Annotated in this window: 21 protein-coding genes; all 21 read left to right on the top strand. The window is 34.5% G+C overall.

The features are described from left to right. The first annotated feature begins 290 nt into the window (after window positions 1–290). The 21 genes from CLV48_RS05445 to CLV48_RS05550 all read left to right on the top strand — a co-directional run bounded on the left by CLV48_RS05445 (window position 291) and on the right by CLV48_RS05550 (window position 22,491). Window positions 291–1,508: a glycosyltransferase family 4 protein gene (locus tag CLV48_RS05445; RefSeq protein WP_106566257.1), complete on the top strand. Its 1,218-nt coding sequence runs from the start codon at window positions 291–293 to the stop codon at window positions 1,506–1,508. Window positions 1,509–1,519: 11 nt separating this feature from the next. Then, entirely contained in the window at window positions 1,520–1,933 is a 414-nt protein-coding gene (locus tag CLV48_RS05450; protein ID WP_106566258.1) for a sugar 3,4-ketoisomerase, read from the top strand. Beyond that, window positions 1,930–2,343: a sugar 3,4-ketoisomerase gene (locus tag CLV48_RS05455; RefSeq protein WP_106566259.1), complete on the top strand. Its 414-nt coding sequence runs from the start codon at window positions 1,930–1,932 to the stop codon at window positions 2,341–2,343. Before CLV48_RS05450 ends, CLV48_RS05455 begins: the two co-directional genes overlap by 4 nt. After that, on the top strand, window positions 2,340–2,789 hold the full coding sequence (locus CLV48_RS05460; protein WP_106566260.1) for an acyltransferase: 450 nt from the start codon (window positions 2,340–2,342) through the stop codon (window positions 2,787–2,789). Before CLV48_RS05455 ends, CLV48_RS05460 begins: the two co-directional genes overlap by 4 nt. A gap of 7 nt (window positions 2,790–2,796) precedes the next feature. Next, complete coding sequence (locus CLV48_RS05465; protein WP_106566261.1) at window positions 2,797–3,894, top strand: DegT/DnrJ/EryC1/StrS family aminotransferase; 1,098 nt, start codon at window positions 2,797–2,799, stop codon at window positions 3,892–3,894. 38 nt (window positions 3,895–3,932) lie between these two features. After that, window positions 3,933–5,153, top strand: coding sequence for a glycosyltransferase family 4 protein (locus tag CLV48_RS05470; protein WP_211299904.1), 1,221 nt, complete (start codon window positions 3,933–3,935; stop codon window positions 5,151–5,153). 10 nt (window positions 5,154–5,163) lie between these two features. Continuing rightward, window positions 5,164–5,793 carry an imidazole glycerol phosphate synthase subunit HisH gene (gene hisH / locus CLV48_RS05475; RefSeq protein WP_106566262.1) on the top strand — a complete coding sequence of 210 codons (630 nt, stop codon included), beginning with the start codon at window positions 5,164–5,166 and terminating at the stop codon, window positions 5,791–5,793. Next, window positions 5,793–6,548 carry an AglZ/HisF2 family acetamidino modification protein gene (locus tag CLV48_RS05480; RefSeq protein ID WP_106566263.1) on the top strand — a complete coding sequence of 252 codons (756 nt, stop codon included), beginning with the start codon at window positions 5,793–5,795 and terminating at the stop codon, window positions 6,546–6,548. Before hisH ends, CLV48_RS05480 begins: the two co-directional genes overlap by 1 nt. A gap of 30 nt (window positions 6,549–6,578) precedes the next feature. Beyond that, the gene (locus CLV48_RS05485; protein ID WP_106566264.1) at window positions 6,579–7,706 is read left to right on the top strand and encodes an N-acetyl sugar amidotransferase; all 1,128 of its coding nucleotides are present in this window, start codon (window positions 6,579–6,581) and stop codon (window positions 7,704–7,706) included. 58 nt (window positions 7,707–7,764) lie between these two features. Next, the gene (locus CLV48_RS05490; protein ID WP_106566265.1) at window positions 7,765–8,367 is read left to right on the top strand and encodes a GNAT family N-acetyltransferase; all 603 of its coding nucleotides are present in this window, start codon (window positions 7,765–7,767) and stop codon (window positions 8,365–8,367) included. Between the two features lie 83 nt (window positions 8,368–8,450). Continuing rightward, window positions 8,451–9,671: a DegT/DnrJ/EryC1/StrS family aminotransferase gene (locus tag CLV48_RS05495; protein WP_106566266.1), complete on the top strand. Its 1,221-nt coding sequence runs from the start codon at window positions 8,451–8,453 to the stop codon at window positions 9,669–9,671. Further along, entirely contained in the window at window positions 9,672–10,865 is a 1,194-nt protein-coding gene (locus tag CLV48_RS05500; RefSeq protein WP_106566267.1) for a polysaccharide biosynthesis protein, read from the top strand. A 4-nt stretch (window positions 10,866–10,869) separates the two neighbouring features. Beyond that, a complete protein-coding gene (locus CLV48_RS05505; protein ID WP_106566268.1) occupies window positions 10,870–11,517 on the top strand; it encodes a sugar transferase in 648 nt (215 codons plus the stop codon). A gap of 47 nt (window positions 11,518–11,564) precedes the next feature. Beyond that, window positions 11,565–13,316 carry a capsule assembly Wzi family protein gene (locus tag CLV48_RS05510; RefSeq protein ID WP_245889494.1) on the top strand — a complete coding sequence of 584 codons (1,752 nt, stop codon included), beginning with the start codon at window positions 11,565–11,567 and terminating at the stop codon, window positions 13,314–13,316. Between the two features lie 167 nt (window positions 13,317–13,483). Then, window positions 13,484–14,800 carry a UDP-glucose dehydrogenase family protein gene (locus CLV48_RS05515; protein ID WP_106566269.1) on the top strand — a complete coding sequence of 439 codons (1,317 nt, stop codon included), beginning with the start codon at window positions 13,484–13,486 and terminating at the stop codon, window positions 14,798–14,800. An 879-nt stretch (window positions 14,801–15,679) separates the two neighbouring features. After that, window positions 15,680–16,834, top strand: a complete 1,155-nt coding sequence (locus tag CLV48_RS05525; protein WP_106566271.1) for a glycosyltransferase family 4 protein — start codon at window positions 15,680–15,682, stop codon at window positions 16,832–16,834. 6 nt (window positions 16,835–16,840) lie between these two features. Then, window positions 16,841–17,725 (top strand): glucose-1-phosphate thymidylyltransferase RfbA, encoded by an 885-nt coding sequence (gene rfbA, locus CLV48_RS05530; RefSeq protein WP_106566272.1) that lies wholly within the window; start codon window positions 16,841–16,843, stop codon window positions 17,723–17,725. Further along, window positions 17,722–18,315: a dTDP-4-dehydrorhamnose 3,5-epimerase gene (rfbC, locus tag CLV48_RS05535; RefSeq protein ID WP_106566273.1), complete on the top strand. Its 594-nt coding sequence runs from the start codon at window positions 17,722–17,724 to the stop codon at window positions 18,313–18,315. The genes rfbA and rfbC overlap by 4 nt, the downstream gene beginning before the upstream one ends. Beyond that, window positions 18,287–19,141: a dTDP-4-dehydrorhamnose reductase gene (rfbD, locus tag CLV48_RS05540; RefSeq protein WP_106566274.1), complete on the top strand. Its 855-nt coding sequence runs from the start codon at window positions 18,287–18,289 to the stop codon at window positions 19,139–19,141. Before rfbC ends, rfbD begins: the two co-directional genes overlap by 29 nt. Window positions 19,142–19,419: 278 nt before the next feature. After that, window positions 19,420–21,282: a M1 family metallopeptidase gene (locus CLV48_RS05545; RefSeq protein WP_106566275.1), complete on the top strand. Its 1,863-nt coding sequence runs from the start codon at window positions 19,420–19,422 to the stop codon at window positions 21,280–21,282. 840 nt (window positions 21,283–22,122) lie between these two features. Further along, window positions 22,123–22,491, top strand: a complete 369-nt coding sequence (locus CLV48_RS05550; protein ID WP_106566276.1) for a GxxExxY protein — start codon at window positions 22,123–22,125, stop codon at window positions 22,489–22,491. Window positions 22,492–22,999: the final 508 nt, after the last annotated feature.

The raw sequence follows: 22,999 nt of genomic DNA on the forward strand, positions 1-22,999 counted from the left end.
TAAAAAACATTGTAGATACATTTTTAATGTAATGCTTAAAAGTTTAATTTTAAAACATTATCAAGTTTTTTTCTTTTGATTCTCGGTAATCCTATAAATACAATTTAAAAGGGGGGTATTAATTTGTAATTATGGGCTTTCTTTTTGTAGTTACATCATTATCTATGATTATAAAAAATAGTTTCAAGAATTGGTAATTATAATAAGGAATATGTATCTGCTGTTTAAAGTTTTAAAGCAATTGATAATGCTATGAGAACAAAGTTTCTTGGATTTCTTTATTGAAAATTATGAAAAACCAAAAAATACTGATCCTAACCTCAGAATATCCTAATCCTAATAGTTCATATGATACCCCTGTTGTACACTACTTTGCAAAAGAATGGGTAAATATGGGTTTTGATGTAAGGGTTATACATTTTCGATCTGTTTTTCCCCCAATATTTTATTTTTTTGCTAGAGTCTTAAAAGGGATAATAAAAAAGATTTTTAAAACAGATTTTATCCCATTTTCAAGGCTAAACTCTAGGGTTGAATATGAGCTTGAGGGGATAAAAATCGTTAGTCAGCCCATCTTCAAAATTTTTCCGCATTTTAAATTTTTTAGAAGTACGATCCAGAAACAAGCTAGAATTATACAAAATGATAATTTAGCTAAAAATTTTGCTCCTGACATTATTATAGGTCACTTTATAAATCCTCAACTCCCTTTAATTGTTGAATTAAAAAATTTTTATCCTAATGTAAAATCTTCATTAGTCCTACATGAGAACCCTAAAATTATATATGATTTGTTTGGGGAGAAATCATCGCACTATTTAAACAAATTGGATTATATAGGCTTTCGTTTTTTAGAAATGAAAAATACTTTTGTCAGTTTATTTGGCGATAAAGAAAACTTATTTATTTGTCCCTCAGGGATACCGGAAAACTATATTTTAAATGCTGTACCAAACGAGAAGTTTAAGAATAAATCGCTTTCTATTTGTTTTACAGGCATGCTCATTCCTTTGAAAAACATTGATGTAATTTTAGAAGCCGTGAATCTTGCCTTTCCTGAAAAAGATTTCATTTTGAATATTTATGGAGAGGGCATGTTAAAAGAGCAAATCAACTTAAAAATTAATGAGTTGGGATTAAATGATTGCGTCTATTTAAAAGGAAAAGTATCAAGAGATGAAGTTCAAGAAGCTCTAAAAAATACTGATGTTTTTGTTATGGTCAGTAAACCCGAAGCCTTTGGTTTAGTGTACCTAGAAGCTATGGGTAAAGGGTGTGTTACAATTGGCACAAAAGGCCAAGGAATTGATGGGGTTATTGAGAACAGTAAAAATGGATTTCTGTGTGAGGCGAGAAATGTTGAAGATCTTAAAAAGATTTTTCTAAAAATTAAGTCAATGTCATATGAAGAAAAACTTCTTATCTCGAAAAATGCCTTAAAAACTGCTTCTAATCTTACCGATAGGAAAGTAGCTTTTTCATATTTGAAGAAACTTAATATTGTATAATTTTACCGCATATGGATGTAAGTATTTCAGATGTTAAGAAGATAAATTTGCCGAAAATTTTAGATCATAGAGGAAATCTTTCCTTTTTTGAAAGTGCTGGTCATATTCCTTTTGAAATAAAAAGGACTTATTGGATTTACGATGTACCAGGAGGATGTGAAAGAGGGGGGCACGCTTTCAAAACACAGGATGAATTTATCATTGCATTATCAGGTAGCTTTGATGTTATAGTTAATGATGGTGTGAAGAAAAAAGTAAATTCTTTGAATAGATCTTACTATGGTTTGTATATTCCATCTGGGCTCTGGCGACATATGGAGAATTTTTCAACAAATTCTTTAGCTTTAGTTGTAAGTTCTACCATCTATGATGAATCCGATTATATTAGAGATTTTAATGAATTTCATAAATTTAAAAATTTATGAAAAACTCAAATATTAACCAATGCCAATTAATTGAGCTTAATAAAGTTCATAATAGAGCTGGAAATCTAACAATAGTTGAAAACCACATTTCAATTCCTTTTTCAGTTAAAAGAATTTATTATTTGTATGATGTTCCTAGTAATGCAGAAAGGGGTGGGCATGCGCACAAAGAATTGCACCAATTAATTGTTGCAGCAAGTGGTAGTTTTAGGATTACTTTAAATGATGGAAAACAAGTAAAATCTTTTTTTTTAAATAATCCCAATATAGGTCTCCTTATTGTTCCAGGAATCTGGAGAGATTTAAGTGAATTCTCATCTGGATCCGTTTGTTTAGTTTTAGCTTCTATGAAATATGAAGCTGAGGACTACATTAGAGATTTTCAGGAATTTCAAAAATATAAAAAATGATTCATCCACTAGCTGATTGCTTAAACAAGGATATTCCCGATAGTACAAATATTTGGCAATTTGTTGTTGTTCTTCCTCAGGCTTCTATAGGAGAAAATTGCAATATTTGTGCACATTGTTTTATAGAAAATGATGTAGTTATCGGGAACAATGTTACCATCAAATCGGGTGTTTATTTATGGGATGGTCTAGTTATAGAGGATAATGTACAAGTAGGCCCCAATGTAACCTTCACCAATGATAAATACCCAAGGGCAAAAACGCCTTTCAAACTGCAGAGAACTTTAATAAAGAAGAATGCATCTATAGGAGCCGGATCGATTGTGCTGGGAGGGGTGGTAATTGGAGAAAATGCAATGGTAGGTGCAGGTAGCGTAGTAACAAAGGACATTCCGGACAACGAGCTTTGGCTCGGTAATCCTGCAAGGTTTATTAGGAAAATTTAATCTAAATATGATACCTTTTTTAGATCTTAAGAAAGTTAACCAAAAGTATGAAGAAGAAATTCTTCTCGCTATTAATAAGGTAATTCAATCTGGCTGGTATTTGCAAGGTGCTGCAAATAAGGAGTTTGAGGAAAATTATTCCAAATATATTGGTTCTAAATTCGCTATTGGAGTCGCAAATGGACTTGATGCTCTCAGACTGATTTTAAGAGCATATATGGAAATGGGTTTTCTTCAAGAAGGCGATGAAGTTATAGTTCCAGCAAACACATATATTGCCTCTGTTTTAGCCATTACAGATAACAAACTAAAGCCTGTTTTTGTGGAACCTAACTTTGATACCCTACAGATAGATCCGAGCAGAATAGAAGAGGTTATCACCAAAAGAACAAAGGCCATTATGATAGTCCATCTTTATGGAAGATGCGCCTATATGGATTCAATTGGCCAAATATGTGCAAATCATAACCTGAAGTTGATCGAAGATAATGCACAGGCCCATGGTTGTTATTTCAATGACAACAGGACAGGTAATCTTGGAGACGCTGCTGGCCATAGTTTTTACCCAGGTAAAAATTTGGGGGCATTTGGTGATGCTGGTGCAGTCACCACAAATGATGAACAATTGGCATCTACTATCAGGGCATTGTCAAATTACGGTTCAAAGCAAAAGTATGTTTGTGAATATCAGGGATTGAATAGTAGATTGGACGAAATCCAGGCGGCAATTTTGAATGTGAAATTACAATACCTGGATAATGATAACGATGCCAGGCGTAAGGCAGCTAAAAGGTACATAAATGAAATTACAAACAACAAGGTTCTAATTCCGAATATAGAAACCTGGAGCAGTCATGTTTTTCATTTGTTTCCAGTTTTTGTTGAAAATAGAAATGCTTTTCAGAAATATCTATTAGATGGTGGAGTACAAACTGTTATTCACTATCCTATACCCCCACATAAACAAAAATGCTATTCAGATTTCAACAACCTTCATTTTCCGTTAACAGAAAGGATACATGATCAAGAATTATCTCTTCCGATTAGCCCAGTAATAACTGATGAAGAAATTACCAAAATAGTAGATTTGGTAAATAAATGGTGAAAAACGCTAAAAAAATTTGGTTAATAAATCCTGCTGCGATGCCGCCGGATTATGAGGTTAGAATACAAACTTTAAAGAGGGCCCAATATCTAAGGTATCACGGATATGATGTCACAATAATTGGAGGGAGCTTTCTTCATAATTTAAATAAAAATCTGATTGAAAGTAAATCGCCTTTTCTGATAAAAGAATATGAAGATAATTGTAATTTTATTCATATCAGAAATTCAAATTATTCAGGAAATGGATTAAAAAGGATTTTAAGTATAATTGAGTTTTATTTAAGACTTTGGTGGTATGCGGGTGTAAAGAAAAAGTTTGGAAAGCCGGACTATATTTCTCATTTAGCTGCCGTTCCATTTGGAAACTTAACTTATTTTATTGCGAAGAAGTTGAAATCAAAGTTCATAGTTGATGTAGTTGATTTGTGGCCGGAATCATTTTTAGCTTATGGTTTAGTCCGGGAAAAAAACCTTTTTTTAAAACTTGCTTATTCAGCTGAAAAGTGGCTGTATGATAGGGCAGACCTTCTTATTTTCTCTATGGAAGGAGGTAAAGATTATATCAAGGAAAAAGGATGGTCCTTAGAGCAAGGAGGAACTATCGATTTGAAAAAGGTTTTTTACATCAATAATGGAGTTGACTTAATTGATTTTGATAAAAACAAGTCAACTTTTGTCCTTAAAGACCCACACCTTGACGATGAAAATATTTTCAAAGTGACCTATTTGGGATCAATCAGATTGGCAAACAATTTAATGCGGTTAATTGAGGCAGCTGAACATTTGAAAGACCACAAAGACATTAAATTTTTAATTTTTGGTGATGGGGAAGACAGGTCTAAATTAGAAAACTATTGTTATTCCAATAATCTTAACAATGTAATATTCAAACAAAAATGGGTTGAACTTAAATATGTTCCATCTATTCTCAGTAGAAGTTCGCTGAATATTCTTAACTACAAGCCAAGCAAACTTTTTCGTTTTGGGGCAAGCCAAAGTAAGTCTTTTCAGTATATGGCAAGTGGAAAACCTATCTGTGCGAATGTTGAAATGAATTATTGTCCAATTAAAAAATATGGTCTAGGTATTTCCAAAGATTTCAAAGATTCCAAATCGTATGCTGATGCTATTTTATCTTTTTACGAAATGGATCAAAATGAATATAAGACAATTTGTGAAAATTCGCGCAAAGCAGCCCTTCATTACGACTATAAAAGTTTGACTGAGAAATTCATTGATTTGTTAAATAAATTATAACTATTCACAGATGAAACAGAATCAACAGGTCGTCATTATAGATTATGGTATGGGGAATATAGGATCTATAATCAATATGCTTAAATTTTTAGGATATAAATCCGTTGTGAGCAATGATGAAACAATAATTAAAAATGCAGATAAAATAATTTTACCTGGTGTAGGACATTTTGATCATGCCATAGAAAATATACAAAAGTTACACTTACTTGAAGTTATCAATGAAACAGCCATCATAAAAAAGAAACCTTTTTTGGGGATTTGTTTGGGTATGCAAATAATGTGTCAATCCAGTGAAGAAGGAGAGTTATCTGGCTTATCTTTGATTGATGCTCATGTGAAAAAATTTTCTTTTAATTTGCAATCAAATCTAAAAGTACCTCACATGGGTTGGAATTTAATTTCAATTTCGAAAGATTCAAATTTATTGGATTCATTGGATAATAATTCAAGGTTTTACTTTGTTCATTCCTATTATGTTCAATGTAAAAATGAGGGAGATATTCTAACTAAAACAAATTTTGGATTGGATTACGTTTCTTCTTTTGAAAAGGATAATTTAATTGGAGTCCAATTTCATCCTGAGAAAAGCCACAGATTTGGGATTACCTTATTTAAAAACTTTTTAGAAAAATATTAATGTTAAGGACTCGTGTTATTCCTGTTTTATTGCTTCGTGATGGGGGGCTTGTAAAAACAATAAAATTTAAAAAAGAACGCTACCTAGGTGATCCGATAAATGCAGTTAAGATTTTCAATCAAAAGGAAGCAGATGAATTAGTGCTTCTAGATATAGGAGCAAGGAAGTCTGGAAATGGTCCAAATATTGAAGAAATTAGAGAGATTGTTTCTGAAGCGTTTATGCCGATTGGTTATGGAGGAGGTATTTCTACTATTAGCCACATTGAGTCCTTGTTCAAGGTTGGTGTTGAAAAAGTCATCTTAAATACTGCTGCGTTTGAAAATGGAAAATTGATTGAACAGGCAAGTAAAATTTTTGGAAGCCAGAGCATTGTTGTTTCCATTGATGTCAAAAGGGACCTTTGGGGCAAGCAGAAAATTTATACAAACTCTGGATCTAAAAAACAAACAGTCGATTTTGTATCGGCAATTAAATCATTACAAGATTTAGGTTGTGGAGAAATTATAATAAATAGCATTGATAGGGATGGTACAATGGAAGGTTATGATCTTGAATTGATAAAAAAAGCCACTTCAGTGCTTGATATTCCAGTTGTGGCTTTGGGTGGGGCCGGTTCGATTAAAGACCTTTCTGAAGCGGTAAATATAGGAGCCTCTGGTGTCGCGGCTGGATCACTGTTTGTATTTCAAGGAGTCCATCGAGCTGTCCTAATTAGTTATATTACTTCAGAACAACTTCATAACCAATTATAACTTAATAATTTTCGTATAAAAATCAATTTTATGGGTGATATAAAAATATGTAGCAGATGCATAATGGATGAAACTGCTAAGGAAATTACTTTTGATGAGAAGGGCATTTGTAATTTTTGTCATCATTATGACAATGTTCTTGTAAATGAAATATTCTCAAACAAAGGAGGTGAAGAAAAAATTGAGAAGTTAATAGAGGAGATTAAGGAAAAGGGGAAAAATTCAAAGTATGATTGTTTAATAGGACTTAGCGGTGGAGTTGATAGTTCTTATGTTGCATACTTGGTAAGAAAAAAATATGGTCTTAGGGTTTATGCTGTTCATTTAGACAATGGTTGGAATACAGAACTGGCAGTAGCGAACGTAGAACAAATCGTAAAAAGACTTGGGATAGATTTAAATACCTATGTTTTAGACTGGAAGGAATTTAGAGATATTCAGCTTTCCTTTTTGAAATCATCAATTTCTAATATTGAAATTCCAACAGATCATGCTATTTGGGCATTACTGATTAAAACTGCTGCAAAAATGAAGATTCCCTACATAATTGCAGGTAATAATGTTGTCACTGAGTCTATCATGCCTGAATCTTGGCTTTATGGGTCTAAAGATTCAAGGCTTATCAAATCAATTCATAAAAGATTTGGTAAAGTAAAAATGAAAACTTTTCCAAGTCTGTCGACCCTTGATTATATTGATTATTTATTGTTGAGAGGAATTCGCTGGGTACCTATTTTAAATTATGTGAATTATAATAAAGCCGAAGCAAAAGAATTATTAATAAAGGAGCTAGGTTGGAGAGACTATGGAGGGAAACATTATGAATCCATATTCACCAGGTTTTTTCATGCTTACTATCTACCAGAAAAGTTTGGGTATGATTTAAGAAAATCCTATTTGTCAGCATTGGTTTGTTCAGGCCAGATAACCAGACAAGAGGCATTGGAAGAAATAAGCAAACCGCCTGCTCCAAAAGAAATCTTGGAGAGTGATAGGGATTATGTGATTAAAAAATTTGGTTTAACAATTGAACAGTTTGAAACTATATTAAGGTCTCCCAACAAAACCTATCAGGATTATCCCAATAATGATAAATTATGGAAGAGATTTAATAAATTCATAAAAATTGCAAGGAAAAGAATTACCAGAGTTCAGTAAAGACGAAAATTAGAATCTTAAAAGTTTATTATATACAATAAATCGGTTAAACTGAAAAGTGCATTTAAGAAAAGTAAAATTATCAGACGTCGATCAGTTAGTCATTATCCACAAAGAGGCATTTCCTGATTTTTTTCTTACTTCTTTAGGAGAAAAGTTTCTGAAAAACTATTATTATTATAGTTTAAAAACAAACGGAAGTATTGCTGTGTGTATTGAGAATGATCATCAAGAAATTCAAGGGTTTGCGGTTGGTTGTTTGGAATCAGCTGGATTTCATAAAAGAGTTTTTTTAAAATCCCCGATCATTTTTATTTTAAGTATCATGACTTCTTTCATTAAAAGTCCTAAAGTACTTTTGAGGCTCTTAAAGAATTTCGAGAAAAAAGCTTCTGATAAGGATGATAAAAATTACTCTGAACTACTTTCAATAGGGGTTAAACCGGATTGTAAGGGTAAAGGTTTAGGTAAAGTGTTATTAAACGAGTTTGAAAAGGAAATTTTAAAATTCAATGGAAAAATAATTGCCTTGACCACAGATGTTTCAAATAATGAAGGAGTTATTGCCTTCTATGAAAGCAATGGGTACATGAAAGCATTTGAATTCATGACATATCCTGAAAGAAGAATGTATAAAATGATAAAAAACTTAAAAAAGTGAATGAGTTACCTGTTCGGTTTTGTTCTCGCAAAATCTTATTTACCCAAAATAATTAGATGACAGTTAAAATTTAAGCCCAATCCATGAAAATACCTTTTAGTTTACCATTGATTGATAGCCTTGTAGAAAAGGAAATACATTCCACTCTTCATGAAACAGGTTGGCTAACAAGCGGGCCTAAAACCAAGGAATTAGAAGAAAAAATCTCAGAGTTATCAGATACCAATTTTACAGTATGTGTTAATTCTTGGACTTCAGGAGCACTATTATTGTTTAAATGGCTTAAGTTGGAACCTGGAGATGAAATAATTGTACCCTCCTACACTTATGCCGCTACAGCTCTTGCTGTAATTAACTCCGGTTTAAAATGTGTTTATGTTGATGTGAAAGATGATTTCACCATGGATATGGACCAGGTTGCTCAAAAAATCACTAATAAAACAAAAGCAATAATGCCGGTTGATTTGGGAGGACTTCCTGCGGATTATTCAAAACTTTTAAGTCTTTTGGATAGTGAAAGTGTACGGTCATTATTCCATCCAAAAACGGATTTTCAAAAGGTTATAGGACGACCATTAATAATAGCCGATGCAGCGCATTCCATTGGAGCTAAAATTAATGGTCGTCCTGCTTCAAGGTTTGCTGATTTTTCCATTTTCTCATTTCATTCAGTAAAAAATATTACAACAGGGGAAGGAGGAGCTATTACTTTTAAGCTATTCGATGAAGGAAAGGATTTTCAAATTTATAGAGAATTAAAAGTTCTTTCACTTAATGGCCAAACAAAAACGGCATTTGAAAAAAATCAACCTGGAGCCTGGAGATATGATATTGTTGATAATGGGCTAAAAGTAAATATGCCAGATATTAACGCAGCCATTGGACTTTCTCAAATTAAAAGATATGAAAAGGATTTGCTTCCAGAAAGAGAAAGGATTTTTGAGTTTTACAATTCGGTCTTCCAAGGAAAGGAATGGGCAATCCTACCTCCCATGGAAGTTTTTGGAAGAAAATCTTCCTTTCATATTTATTTGTTAAGGATTAAAGGTTTTAATGAAGAAAAAAGAGATAGGGTAATTACAGCTTTGGGAGAAAAAGGCATTGGAGTAAATGTACATTACATTCCTTTGCCATTGTTAACTTACTTCAAAAATTCAGGATTGAATATTTCGGAATTCCCTGTAAGTTATAAACTTTTTGAGAACGAAATCAGCTTACCGGTTTATAATGGTTTAAGCCAAGAAAGTTTGAAGGTAATCTGTGAAAATTTATCAGATGAAGTAGAAAAATTGATTAGAAAGTAGATGAGAACACTTGAAATATTATTCGATAGGGTAAAAAATATAAAAAATGATATTTTTTTATCTGATTTGGAATCAAATAAAAAGTTACTTGAAACTTCGATTGGAGGGAAAAGTGTTTTGGTAATAGGTGGAGCAGGCACAATTGGTAGCAATTACATCAAAGAGATGCTTAAGTTTTTTCCTTCATCAATTGTTGTTGTGGACAATAATGAGAATGGTTTGACGGAATTAGTAAGAGACCTAAGAAGTTCTAATTTATTAGATTATAATCCCGCTTTTATCACCTATCCTGTGAATGTTTTATCTGAGACCTTCGATAAGATTTTCTCTAGATATTCTTTTGATATTGTAGCTAATTTTGCTGCTCATAAACATGTTAGGTCAGACAAAGATATTATTTCAATAGAAGCTTTGATTAAAAATAATGTTTATGGAGCAATTAAACTGTTGGATTTGTGCGAGACCCATAATGTCAATACATTTTTTAGTGTTTCAACTGATAAGGCCGCAAATCCTGTAAACATCATGGGGGCATCTAAAGCCTTAATGGAAAAGATTATCTTATCTAGGAAGTCAGCTCTAAACGTAAAAACAGCAAGGTTCGCAAATGTTGCCTTCTCTAATGGGAGTTTATTGGAAGGATTTATCAATAGACTTCAAAAAAGACAACCCTTGTCTTGCCCGAAAGATATTAGAAGATTTTTTGTTTCTCCTGCCCAATCAGGTCAAATATGTCTTTTATCAACTTTCCTTGGCAAAAGTGGTGATGTTTTTTTTCCAAAACTTGATTTCAATACTGATCAATACTATTTTAGAGATATAGCTTTTGATTTTTTAATCGCAAATGGATTTGAACCTTCAATTATGGAATCAGAAGGTGAAGCCAAGAGTTTTGATTTAATTAATAACCCAAATAAATATCCAATTTTTTTGTTTTCTTCAGATACCTCTGGAGAAAAAGAATATGAGGAATTTTATGACGAAGACGATCAATATGTATTGGATAGATATAAATCTCTCGGATATTTGATAAAGGAAAATGAGGAAATAAATTTTGAAATTCTAATTTCAGAGTTTGAAGCATTGTTTAATAATAAAACTGCTGGTAAAAAAGAGGTGATAGACTTGATTGGTAAATATATAGGGTCTTTTTCTTATCTCGAAACCGGGAAAAATCTAGATCAAAAAATGTAATCTTATGTATAGAGTTTTCGATATAATATTAGCTACCATTGCTGTTATAATTCTTTCTCCAATATTTTTAATTGTTATACCAATTCTATTGCTGACTGGAGAGCATAAGGTTTTTTATTTGCAGGATAGAATTGGTTATAAAAATCAAACTTTTAAAATTATCAAATTTGCCACTATGTTAAAAAATAGTCCCAACCTAGGGACAGGAAGTCTAACTCTAAGAAATGATCCCCGTGTACTTCCATTTGGTAAGTTTTTGAGAAAAACAAAAATCAATGAATTGCCACAGCTCTTCAATGTTTTTTTAGGGGATCTTTCAATTGTAGGCCCTAGACCTCAGATGAAGGTAGATTTTGATAAATACCCTGAAGATATTAAAGAGAGAATATATGATGTCCGACCTGGTATTACAGGAATAGGTTCTATTGTATTTAGGGACGAAGAAGCTTTTTTAACTGCTTCTAAGGAAGATCCACATCAGTATTACGCAAATGTTATAGCTCCGTATAAGGGAGAATTGGAAATGTGGTATCAGAAAAACAAATCCTTTTTTCTGGATATCAAAATTATATTTCTAACAATATGGGTGATTATTTTCCCTGAAAGTGATTTTTTTAAATTTTTACCAGGTTTACCTAAAAAGGATTTATAGTGCTTGTTTTTGATAATTAAATTTATTAAAGGGGATACATGGTAGGAATGGGGAAAAAAAAGATTTTTAATTTAAGGATATCAAGCTATATGCTATCATCGAATGGTATTTCTTTGAAAAATTTAAAAACATCTCCTACTTTTTGTTTTAAGTTTTTATTCTCTTTTTTTTCATTTTTGTTTGTATCTGGTTTATCATTTGCCCAAAAGTTGCAAGTAGGGGCTCCACTATTAGAGGAGTATTTAAGAAGGCAACAGATTTTAAACAGCGATAGCTTTCCAAATTATTCTTTTAGCAACAGGCAATTTTATCTGGAATCCATACCTATAAATGAAGATACCAATTACTTTAAAAGTGAAAAGAAATTAAACTTCAAGGTTCTTCCATTTTTTTCTACTGTAAGATTTAACGATAAAAGGCCTTTTGGATGGGGAGATTATGGAATGATAAATGCAAATGGACTTCAAAATTATTTATCGACAGGTTTTTTTTCAAAATTAGGTTCATTTAGTATACAATTTCAACCCGAACTTTTTTATTCCCAGAATAAAGATTTTCAAGGATTTTCAAGGGATTTTTCGGATGATATCCTTTGGTGGATTTATCGTTTTTCTAATCTCATTGATAATCCTGAACGGATACCAGGTTCTCATTTAACAAAACTTACCTTAGGGCAATCATTTGTCTCATATAAGTTTAAAAAGATAGAAATTGCTGTTTCAAATAGAAGTATTTGGTGGGGCCCTGGACAGTGGAATTCGTTAACTTTCTCTAATAACGCAAGGAGTTTTCCTCATATTTCATTTAATACTGTAGAACCCCTTAAATCATTTTTAGGAGATTTTGAATTTCAAATAATACTTGGAAAACTAAGGTCATCCTTCGTTGAGCCTTTTCCATATGATGATTTAAATGCCTTACTTTTTATACCTTTTGAAAATGATTGGAGGTATTTGAATGGAATGACATTTTCATATCAACCAAAATGGATACCTGGTCTTTATTTAGGATTAAGTAGGACTTTTCAACAATATAGTATCGATAATTCTGGTTCTTTTTCTGATATTTTCCCAATTTTTGAGGCTTTTCAGAAAGAAAGGTTTTTTGTCGATGATAATACTGTTATTTATGATGGAAAAAGACAAGATCAGCAAGCTGTATTGTTTACTAGGTATTTAATACCAAAGGCTTATTTAGAGTTGTATTTTGAATTTGGCAGGAGGGATCACGCACTGAATTGGAGAGAAATGATACTCAATCCAGATCATGCAAGGGCTTATCAATTAGGGTTCAAAAAGCTTATTAAGCTTGGTAATGATGAAAAGGCAATTCAGTTAAGGGGTGAAATTACTCATCAACAAGAATCTGTAAGTAGATACATCAGATATGACCTTCCTGGAGGTTCATGGCACACACATGGTTCAGTTTTAACAGGGAATACAAATTTTGGAAAGTCATTAGGTGTTGGTACTGGTTTAGGTGCTAACTCTCAATCTTTTGAAATTTCCTTAGTAAATAATTTTAATAAACTTGGAATTTTGTTACAAAGGATAGAAAATAATCAGGATTTTTATTATGCCTCTGGTTTGAAAAATTATGGGAATAATCCATGGATTGATTTGAGTGGTGGGGTTTTAGCCGATTTTAAACAGGGGAATTTCTTAATTTCATCAAAAATTCAAATAATAAATGGCATTAATTATCAATGGCAGTTTTCGAATTTAAATATGAGCGAGTTTCCAAAAAATTCTAATTTAATTTCTATGCATGTTCAGTCAAGTTTTTATTACTTTTTCTAGAATAAGTAAATCTTTTTTTTCCAATCTGAAACCATTTATATCTTTTAGAACTTCAATTAAATAAGGTTATTATTGAATCACATGACGACAATACACTAAATAATTAGTTTAATTAAATTAGAACTATTTATTCTTTTATTCGCTCCTAATTAACCTTTAAAAATTGTATGAAGATCACAGTTGTTGGTACAGGCTATGTTGGCCTGGTTTCCGGTGCATGTTTTGCTGATGTAGGTATCCACGTGGTCTGCGTGGATGTGGACCATAAGAAAATTGAAGGTCTTAAGGACGGCATCATGCCAATCTATGAACCAGGTTTGGAAGAAATTGTCAAAAGGAATTATGCATCAGGAAGGTTAGAGTTTAGCACCGATCTTTCTGAAGCCATAAAGGGTTCCGAAGTTGTCTTTATAGCCGTGGGAACTCCTCCTGGCGAAGATGGTTCCGCTGACCTGAAGTACGTCTTGGCCGTGGCCGATGAAATAGGACGCAATATGACCGGCTACCTGGTTGTAGCCACCAAGAGTACTGTTCCAGTCACTACTGGAGACAAAGTTAGGGGCTGTATCCAAGCCGCTCAGAATAATAGGGGTGTGAACATCCCATTTGCAGTGGCTTCCAACCCTGAATTCCTGAAGGAAGGGGCGGCTGTAGAGGACTTTATGAAGCCTGACCGAATTGTGATCGGTGTAGAAGATGAAAGGGCAGAAGCCATCATGAAGCGATTGTATAAGCCCTTTCAGTTGAATTCTGACCGTATCATCTTCATGGACATCCGTTCCGCCGAGATGACCAAGTATGCAGCCAATGCCATGTTGGCCACGAAGATTTCCTTTATGAACGATATTGCAAACCTCTGCGAGAGGGTAGGGGCCAATGTAAGCATGGTCAGAAGGGGTATAGGAACAGACCCGAGGATTGGGAACAAGTTTATCTATCCTGGGGTAGGATATGGAGGTTCCTGTTTCCCTAAAGACGTAAAAGCCATAATAAAGACGGGCAAGCAGTACGGTTACGATCTGAAGGTCCTTCAGGCAGTTGAAGAAGTGAATGAGGCCCAGAAACATATATTGGTGGAAAAGGTAAAACAGCATTTCGGAAGTGACCTGAAAGACAAAACCTTTGCGCTTTGGGGAATGAGTTTCAAACCTAACACAGACGATATGAGAGAGGCGCCGGCCATCGTGATCATAAACGAACTCCTAGCTATGGGTGCAAAGGTGAAGGGTTATGACCCTGTGGCCATGAAAGAAGCCCAGCATATCTATGTGGGGGATAAGATCGCTTATGCCAAGGACGCTTATGATGCCTGTTTGGATGCTGATGCCCTATTGTTGGTAACAGAATGGTCTGAGTTCCGTATCCCAAGTTGGGAGGTACTGGGGAAACTTCTGAAAAGCAAAGTAATCTTCGATGGTAGAAATATCTATGACCGTGCCTACTTGGAGGACATGGGGTTTACGTATTATGGAATAGGAGTCTGAGGAGAGATTAGAAGCGAGAGGCGAGAGATTAGATTCGATTCACAAAATAGAGACAAGAAGCAAGAACCAAGAGATAAGACTCGATTCCTGTAGTGGTGTCGCCCATTCTTCATTTGGAGCCTAGAAGAGAGACTTGCCTGCTGCAAGCAGGAGACGAGAGATAAGAGTCGGTCATCCTTGCTATGGTGATTGCCTTATTGGAGCCAAGAAACAAGAGACAAGACCCAAAAAGCAAGACTAGATTTGGTTGTGGGACTTGATTGGGAGGTCAGTAGGCAATAGCGAAGGCAATTCCGGTCTTAAGTCTTATGTCTAGCATCTTGTGTCTTGAAACTAGAAGCGAGAAGCGAGAGATTAGACCCGATACAGGTCGTAGAGACAAGAAGCAAGAGACAAGAAACAAGACTAGATTGATTGTGTTGGATTAGAGGCTATTAAGTAGTCGATAGCGAAGTCTAAACTGGTCTTGTGTCTTATGTCTAGGGTCTTATGTCTTGAAATAAGAAGCAAGAACCAAGAGATAAGACTCGGTTAGTTGTAAATGGTCCAAGACTAATCCTGTAAGTAGCAGGTAGTGTTGGACCATTTTTTTGAGGATGTTTAACTGAATAAGTAATATGTCAACTACAGGTCACGCGATTATATGAATTAAGAATTCCCTTAATCTTTTTGATCAGTGGAAAACAGGATAATATCAAAGGAATCTAAATATTTCTTTAATTCATTTGATTGCCAAGATCCAAAGTTTCTTTGCAGCACCCTTTCTTTTACAATTTTTATCAATAACCAATCTTCCGATATGTATAGTTGGAATTGATTTTTGAAGATTTTTTTTTTGTAAGAAAACAATCTATTTACTTTGTATATATTTTAATTGTTATGAGCGCTATCACATTATTTTTAATAGCCTTGATCATAGGACTATTAACAATGCCCATTTTGATTAGGATTTTTCTAAAAATGAAAGTTACTGATGCGCCGGGGGGAAGAAAAATTCACAAAGCACAAACCCCTTCTATGGGAGGAATTGTTATATACCTTGCCTCTATGGTTTCTTTTTTGTTTGGAGCTTATTTTTTTGAAATAGAAGAATTACGTTATGTGTTAGCGGCATTTACACTTTTGTTTTTCACAGGCCTAAGTGATGACTTGACCACTTTGAGCCCACTTCAAAAATTAGCTGCACAGTGTATTGGTGGTCTTTTGATTATATTCTTTGCAGATATAAGAATTTCAGGTTTTTTTGGCTTTTTAGGAATTGAAGAGCTCCCCTTATGGTTATCTTATTTAATTACTTTTATTGTCATTATTGCTTTGACCAACGCCTTCAACTTGGTTGACGGTTTGGATGGTTTGGCGGGAACTTTGAGTTTGTTGAACTTTTCTTTTTTTGCTTGGTGGTTCATGGTAACAGGAAATGATCCTTACAGTAAATTATGCATGGTATTTATTGGAGCAGTAGTTGCTTTCTTGGTTTTTAATTGGCAGCCTGCTAAAATTTTTATGGGAGATACAGGTTCTTTGAGTATTGGTTTTATCCTTGCCGTTTTAACCGTTTTATTCATTGATAGCAATGGCAAGCTTACTGAAACTAATCCATGGAAGTTCAATGCTCCTATTGCATCTGGAATTGCCTTAATGATTATTCCGATTTATGATACCTCAAGGGTTTTTATTAAAAGGATAAGGAGAAAAAAATCACCTTTTAGTCCTGATAAAAGCCATGTTCACCACTTTTTGTTGAGATCAGGCTTAAGTCATGGGCAAGTTGTACTTTTATTAGGATTTATTAAATTAATATTTTTTGGTTTGATCATTTCTACGACTTCAATCTCTGATGAATGGATGATTCCAATTATAGTTGGATCCTGTATTTTATTGGGCCTTAGATTGGATGCTTTTACCTTGAGCAGAGTTAGGTATTTAGCTAAAAAATCACCTCCTGTATTGGCACTGAGATCTGTCAGTTCCGATCCTTCAATAAATGGCTTGTTGAATAAATTCCCTGAAGAAATAAAACTATCTGAAAATTAAGTGTTTATGAAAGGCATCATCCTTGCCGGAGGTTCCGGAACCCGTTTATATCCTATTACAAAAGGAACGTCTAAACAATTACTATCTGTTTACGACAAACCCATGATCTATTATCCCCTTTCCGTACTGATGTTGGCGGGGATAAGGGAGATCTTGGTCATTTCTACACCGGAAGACTTACCTAATTTTCAGAAATTGCTGGGTGATGGCTCAGAAATTGGCTTGGAGTTATCCTATGCGGTTCAACCCAGTCCTGACGGGCTGGCACAGGCTTTTATCATAGGTGAGGAGTTTATTGGGAATGATCCGGTATGCCTAGTCCTAGGGGATAATATCTTTTATGGGCATGGATTGACGGAAATGCTTAGAAAGTCTAGAAGAAACGTTGAAGTTCAAGGACAGGCTACGATATTCGGTTATTATGTCAATGATCCGGAACGTTATGGAGTAGTGGAATTCAATGTCGATAACCAAGTCTTAAGCATAGAAGAAAAACCACTAGACCCCAAAAGCAATTTTGCAGTAGTAGGTTTATATTTTTATCCCAATTCAGTGGTGGAAATAGCTAAGAATGTCAAGCCAAGTGTAAGGGGAGAATTGGAAATCACCTCAGTAAACCAGGAATACTTAAAAAGGAAGGAGTTGAAAGTTGAACTGATGGGTAGAGGCTATGCTTGGTTGGATACCGGAACCCACGAGTCTATGTTGGAAGCAGCTAACTTCATTCATACAATAGAAAAGCGTCAGGGTTTGAAAGTAGCATGTCTTGAAGAAATTGCTTTTGATCTTGGTTATATTGATGATAAGCAACTCTTGTCACTAGGAGAGAGATTAAATAAAAATGAGTATGGTCAATATTTGATCAAAAAAGCTAATTCTAAGAAAAAATGAAATTTTCCCATGCGGTGATTCCTGATATAGTAATTTGTGAACCATCGGTCTTTGGAGACGAAAGAGGTTATTTTTCAGAGATTTTCAGAAAGGATAAATTTGAGGGATTTATTGAAAGGGAAATTGACTTTTGCCAGGACAATGAATCTAAATCAGAATTGGGGGTTTTAAGAGGATTGCATTATCAATTGCCCCCATTTGCGCAAAGCAAGCTGGTTAGGGTAATAGAGGGAAAAGTATTGGATGTGGCAGTAGATATAAGAAAAGGTTCTCCAACTTTTGGTAAACATGTAGCCATCGAATTGTCAGAAGAAAATAAAAAATCACTTTTTATTCCTAGAGGCTTTGCCCATGGATTTGTTGTTCTTAGTGAATATGCTATTTTTTCTTATAAAGTAGATAACTATTACAGTCCTGAACATGATAGAGGACTTTTTTTTGATGATCCCAATTTGGATATAGATTGGAAATTGCCTGCTAATAAGCTTAGGCTATCCCAAAAAGACTTACAGCAACCCCTATTGTTTGATATTGTGTGCTTTAACTTCAAAGATGATTTGTATGAAAAAAATATTAATTACAGGCGCTAATGGTCAATTGGGCTCAGAAATTTCATTTCTGTCCAAAGAATATGACCATCAATTTCATTTTACTGATTATGAAGAGTTGGATATAACCAATTGTGAAGAGATTGAAATTTTTGTTGAAAAGCACAATATAGATTTTATTGTAAACTGTGCTGCATATACTGCTGTCGACCGTGCCGAATCAGATTATATAACTTCGGATAACGTAAACTTTCTTGCGGTTAAGAATTTACTTTCTACTTCTTCAAAATATAAGCTTCCATTAATTCATATTTCAACAGATTATGTATTTGATGGTAAAGGTTACAAACCTTATGCAACAGATGACTCAAGGAATCCAATAAATGTTTACGGTCTAACTAAAAAGAAGGGAGAAGATCTAATCCTAAAATCAGATTTGGATAACCTCATGTTGATCAGGACATCCTGGGTGTACAGCGATATTGGGAATAATTTTGTTAAAACCATGTTAAGGTTAGGGGCAGAGAAGGAATCAATCAAAGTAATCGAGGATCAAGTAGGGACCCCAACTTATGCCAGGGACCTTGCAAAATTCATCTTGGATAGTATTCCAAAAATTAATTGGAATGGAGTCAAGATTTTTCATTTTACTAATGAAGGGGTTTGTTCTTGGTTTGACTTTGCAAAAGCCATTATGGAAATAAAAGGATATAACTGTAAGGTACTTCCAATTTCCACTGAAGATTATCCAACACCTGCTAAAAGACCCAATTACTCTGTTCTTGACAAAAGGGAGACAAGGAGTTTTTATGAAAAAGAAATTCCGTATTGGCGGGATTCCTTGGAAAAATGTCTCAAACTTCTATAAGTGGCCACCATTGATATAGTCTTTTAATTTCTTACTAAATTTTTCAAGCTTAGGATCTTCTTTGTTTCGTTTAGCTTCTGCTAAAAGGATATTTTTTATTTTTTCATTGACCGTACCTACCGCGGTTTTCCATAGTTTTCAAAATTCCCCTTCCGATTTTCGAAATTAATTCCTTCCATATTAAGTTAATCCCCTACAGCTCTAACCTTTTTTCCACTATTGGTTTGGGCAAAAAGGGTTTTTAGCCTATTTTCAAAGCGAAAAACCAAATATATCTTATGTTGAAGAGATTAAACTTGACCGCTTGTATTTCCTTATTGGTCATGGTATGGCATACCGCTGAGGCCCAAGTAGAACGCTGGCAGCAAAAGGTAAAATATGAGATGGATGTGACCATGGATGTGAAAACCAACCAATACCGTGGTACCCAAAAACTACATTATACCAACAACTCCCCCGATACCCTGACAAGGGCATTTTACCACCTTTATTACAATGCCTTCCAGCCCAATAGTATGATGGATGTGCGCTCCAGGACTATTTCAGATCCGGATAGGAGGGTAGGAAACAGGATTTTCAACCTTGGACCAAATGAAATCGGCTTTGTGAAAGTGAATGTGCTGACCATGAATGGTCAACCTACTTCTTTTGTTCATGAAGAAACCATCTTGGAAGTTGACTTGCCTGAACCTATTACGCCAGGGCAGACGGTTGTATTCGATATGGAATTTGAAGCGCAAGTTCCGTTACAAGTTAGAAGGGCTGGTCGGGATAATGCGGAAGGAATCCGCTATTCTATGGCACAGTGGTATCCAAAAATGGCAGCCTATGATGTAAGAGGTTGGCATGCCAACCCATACATAGGAAGAGAGTTTTATGGCAATTTCGGGGATTTTGATGTGAAGATCACAATAGATAAAAATTATATCCTTGGAGGTACAGGCTATTTACAGAATGCCAATGAAATAGGTCATGGCTACCAAGATGCAGGGGTTAGGGTCACCGAACCAAAGGGGAATACGCTTACTTGGCATTTCTTTGCTCCAAATGTACATGATTTTATGTGGGCAGCGGATCCTAACTTTACCCATGAAAAGGTACAGATGGAAAATGGTCCTATGGTTCATTTCCTATATGTCAAAAATGAAAAAACTGCCGAAAATTGGAACAGGTTAAAGGAATATACGGTGAATGCCATTCAGTATATGAGCGATAATTTTGGGAAATATCCTTATAATCAGTTTTCTGTAATCCAAGGGGGTGATGGGGGTATGGAATATCCAATGGCTACACTGATAACCGGTCACAGGAATATGAGAAGCTTGGCTGGTGTTACTATTCACGAACTTATTCACATGTGGTACTATGGTGTTTTGGGCTTTAATGAATCCTCCGAACCTTGGTTGGATGAGGGGTTCACTACTTGGGGTACCAATGTCGTGATGGATGCTGTATTTGAGAAGGAGCCAGGATTTATTCAGGATGGTAATTACCGTTCTTATTTCAGGTTGGTTGAATCTGGATTTGAGGAACCATTGACTACCCACGCGGATCATTATGACCGAAATTCCGCATATGGAGCAGGTACTTATACAAAAGGAGCTGTATTTGTGGAACAGTTGTCATATGTAATAGGCAAGGAAAACTTCAATAAGGCCATGTTAAGGTTGTGGAAGGACTGGCAGTTTAAGCATCCCAATGGCAATGATGTCATACGTGTTATGGAAAAGGTTTCTGGGCTGGAATTGGATTGGTATTTGGATTACTTTGTAGCTTCTACTAAAACCATTGATTATGGAGTGAAAAATGTAGAAGCATTAGAGGGTAATACCAAAATTACATTGGAAAGGGTAGGGCAGATGCCTATGCCTATTGATCTGGTGGTCACCTATCAAGATGGATCCAAAGAGTCAATTTACCTTCCATTGGTAATCATGAGAGGAGAAAAGCCTGAAGAGGTAGGAATGCCAAGAAGGGTGATGACCCAAAAATGGCCTTGGACCAATTATACCAAAGATGTAGTCCTATCAAGACCAATATCAGATATTAGGTCTGTGGAAGTTGATCCTAGTTTAAGGTTAGCTGATGTTAACAGAAGTAACAATAAATTTGAGGTAAGTATTGTTTTACCTTCGAAATAAGTGAGTTAAACAATGCAGATCACCAAGGCCCCCTAAATCCAATTAGGGGGCTTTTCTTTTTTTAAACTTCCTGTTTTTACCTAATGAATCTTTTGTGAATTCTAAAAGTTTTATTTTTTGAATCACAAATATGCTATTGGTCCAGTATTTCAAATTCGTGCTATTGGTGTAATTCGTGGACAGAAAAATATTGTCCACGAATTACACCTATTTCCACGAAAAGATGCTTTTCGGGTAAAAGATGACAAAAACTAAATTTAGGCGATGATTTTAGCGAATTAAAGCTGGCGCTTGGAGTTATGGTAGGTGATGTTCATATTAAGACTAAGTCTTTGATTCGTTTTAATTTTTATTAGAAATGATGCCAGATGATGAAAAAAGCATAACTCACGTTCGTGCAATTGGTGTAATTCGTGGACAGAAAAATATTGTCCACGAATTACACCTATTTCCACGAAAAGATGCTTTTCGGGTAAAAGATGACAAAAACTTAATTTAGGCGATGATTTTAGCGAATTAAAGCTGGTGCTTGGAGTTAAGGTCGTTGATGGTCATATTAAGACTAAGTCTTTGATTCGCTTTAATTCTACAAGCTCCGAGCTCCTGATATGACAGATCTTGAGAAAAGCATAACTCACGTTCGTGCAATTGTTGTAATTCGTGGACAGAAAAATATTGTCCACGAATTACACGGATTGTACCAAGTAATATATTAACTATAAATAAATAGAGATGAATCAAAAGTGGTTATGAAATTTAGGAATGAAATTTTTCACCTATTTAAATTAGATTTATAATTTTTTCCTTATATTTTTTAGTTAAATTATTTCAAAGACCGAAATGATCTATTATAAAAATGAATCTTTTCAAATAGTCGGAGCTGCAATGGAAGTTCATAAAGAGCTTGGACATGGCTTTCTAGAAAAGGTGTATCATGAAGCCCTAGAAATCGAACTTTTAAATAGAAATATCGAATTTGTAAAAGAGCATAAATTACCAATTTACTATAAGGGAAATAAGTTGCCTATAGTTTATTCAGCTGATTTCGTTTGTTTTGATAAAATCATTTTGGAAATAAAAGCTATATCTGAGTTAAGTCCAGAACACACTGCTCAAGTGATTAATTATTTAAAAGCCACCAAAATGAAGTTGGGTATTCTTATTAATTTTGGTTCCAATTCTTTGGAATTCAAAAGGATAGTTCTTTGATTGTTGAAGAGAAGCTTATTCTTGTCAACGAATTACACATATTTCCACGAAAAGATGCTTTTCGGGTAAAAGATGACAAAAACTAAATTTAGGCGATGATTTTAGCGAATTAAAGCTGGTGCTTGGAGTTACGGTCGTTGATGGTCATATTAAGACTAAGTCTTTGATTCGCTTTAATTCTACAAGCTCCGAGCTCCTGATATGGCAGATCTTGAGAAAAGCACAACTAAAATTCGTGCAATTGGTGTAATTCGTGGACAGAAAAATATTGTCCACGAATTACATGGATTTCCACGAAGAGATGCTTTTCGGGTAAAAGATGACAAAAACTAAATTTAGGCGATGATTTTAGCGAATTAAAGCTGGCGCTTGATTTTACAGTAGGTGGTGGTCATATTAAGACGAAGTCTTTGATTCGCTTTAATTCTACAAGCTCCGAGCTCCTGATATGGCAGATCTTGAGAAAAGCACAACTAAAATTCGTGCAATTGGTGTAATTCGTGGACAG

The organism is Cecembia rubra (assembly GCF_003014575.1).
GTDB classification, from domain to species: Bacteria; Bacteroidota; Bacteroidia; order Cytophagales; family Cyclobacteriaceae; genus Cecembia_A; species Cecembia_A rubra.

Coding starts and splice junctions, on each gene's coding strand:
- CLV48_RS05445 (WP_106566257.1), top strand. CDS start 291: ATGAAAAACCAAAAAATACTGATCCTAACCTCAGAATATCCTAATCCT.
- CLV48_RS05450 (WP_106566258.1), top strand. CDS start 1,520: ATGGATGTAAGTATTTCAGATGTTAAGAAGATAAATTTGCCGAAAATT.
- CLV48_RS05455 (WP_106566259.1), top strand. CDS start 1,930: ATGAAAAACTCAAATATTAACCAATGCCAATTAATTGAGCTTAATAAA.
- CLV48_RS05460 (WP_106566260.1), top strand. CDS start 2,340: ATGATTCATCCACTAGCTGATTGCTTAAACAAGGATATTCCCGATAGT.
- CLV48_RS05465 (WP_106566261.1), top strand. CDS start 2,797: ATGATACCTTTTTTAGATCTTAAGAAAGTTAACCAAAAGTATGAAGAA.
- CLV48_RS05470 (WP_211299904.1), top strand. CDS start 3,933: ATGCCGCCGGATTATGAGGTTAGAATACAAACTTTAAAGAGGGCCCAA.
- hisH (WP_106566262.1), top strand. CDS start 5,164: ATGAAACAGAATCAACAGGTCGTCATTATAGATTATGGTATGGGGAAT.
- CLV48_RS05480 (WP_106566263.1), top strand. CDS start 5,793: ATGTTAAGGACTCGTGTTATTCCTGTTTTATTGCTTCGTGATGGGGGG.
- CLV48_RS05485 (WP_106566264.1), top strand. CDS start 6,579: ATGGGTGATATAAAAATATGTAGCAGATGCATAATGGATGAAACTGCT.
- CLV48_RS05495 (WP_106566266.1), top strand. CDS start 8,451: ATGAAAATACCTTTTAGTTTACCATTGATTGATAGCCTTGTAGAAAAG.
- CLV48_RS05500 (WP_106566267.1), top strand. CDS start 9,672: ATGAGAACACTTGAAATATTATTCGATAGGGTAAAAAATATAAAAAAT.
- CLV48_RS05505 (WP_106566268.1), top strand. CDS start 10,870: ATGTATAGAGTTTTCGATATAATATTAGCTACCATTGCTGTTATAATT.
- CLV48_RS05510 (WP_245889494.1), top strand. CDS start 11,565: ATGGGGAAAAAAAAGATTTTTAATTTAAGGATATCAAGCTATATGCTA.
- CLV48_RS05515 (WP_106566269.1), top strand. CDS start 13,484: ATGAAGATCACAGTTGTTGGTACAGGCTATGTTGGCCTGGTTTCCGGT.
- CLV48_RS05525 (WP_106566271.1), top strand. CDS start 15,680: ATGAGCGCTATCACATTATTTTTAATAGCCTTGATCATAGGACTATTA.
- rfbA (WP_106566272.1), top strand. CDS start 16,841: ATGAAAGGCATCATCCTTGCCGGAGGTTCCGGAACCCGTTTATATCCT.
- rfbC (WP_106566273.1), top strand. CDS start 17,722: ATGAAATTTTCCCATGCGGTGATTCCTGATATAGTAATTTGTGAACCA.
- rfbD (WP_106566274.1), top strand. CDS start 18,287: ATGAAAAAAATATTAATTACAGGCGCTAATGGTCAATTGGGCTCAGAA.
- CLV48_RS05545 (WP_106566275.1), top strand. CDS start 19,420: ATGTTGAAGAGATTAAACTTGACCGCTTGTATTTCCTTATTGGTCATG.
- CLV48_RS05550 (WP_106566276.1), top strand. CDS start 22,123: ATGATCTATTATAAAAATGAATCTTTTCAAATAGTCGGAGCTGCAATG.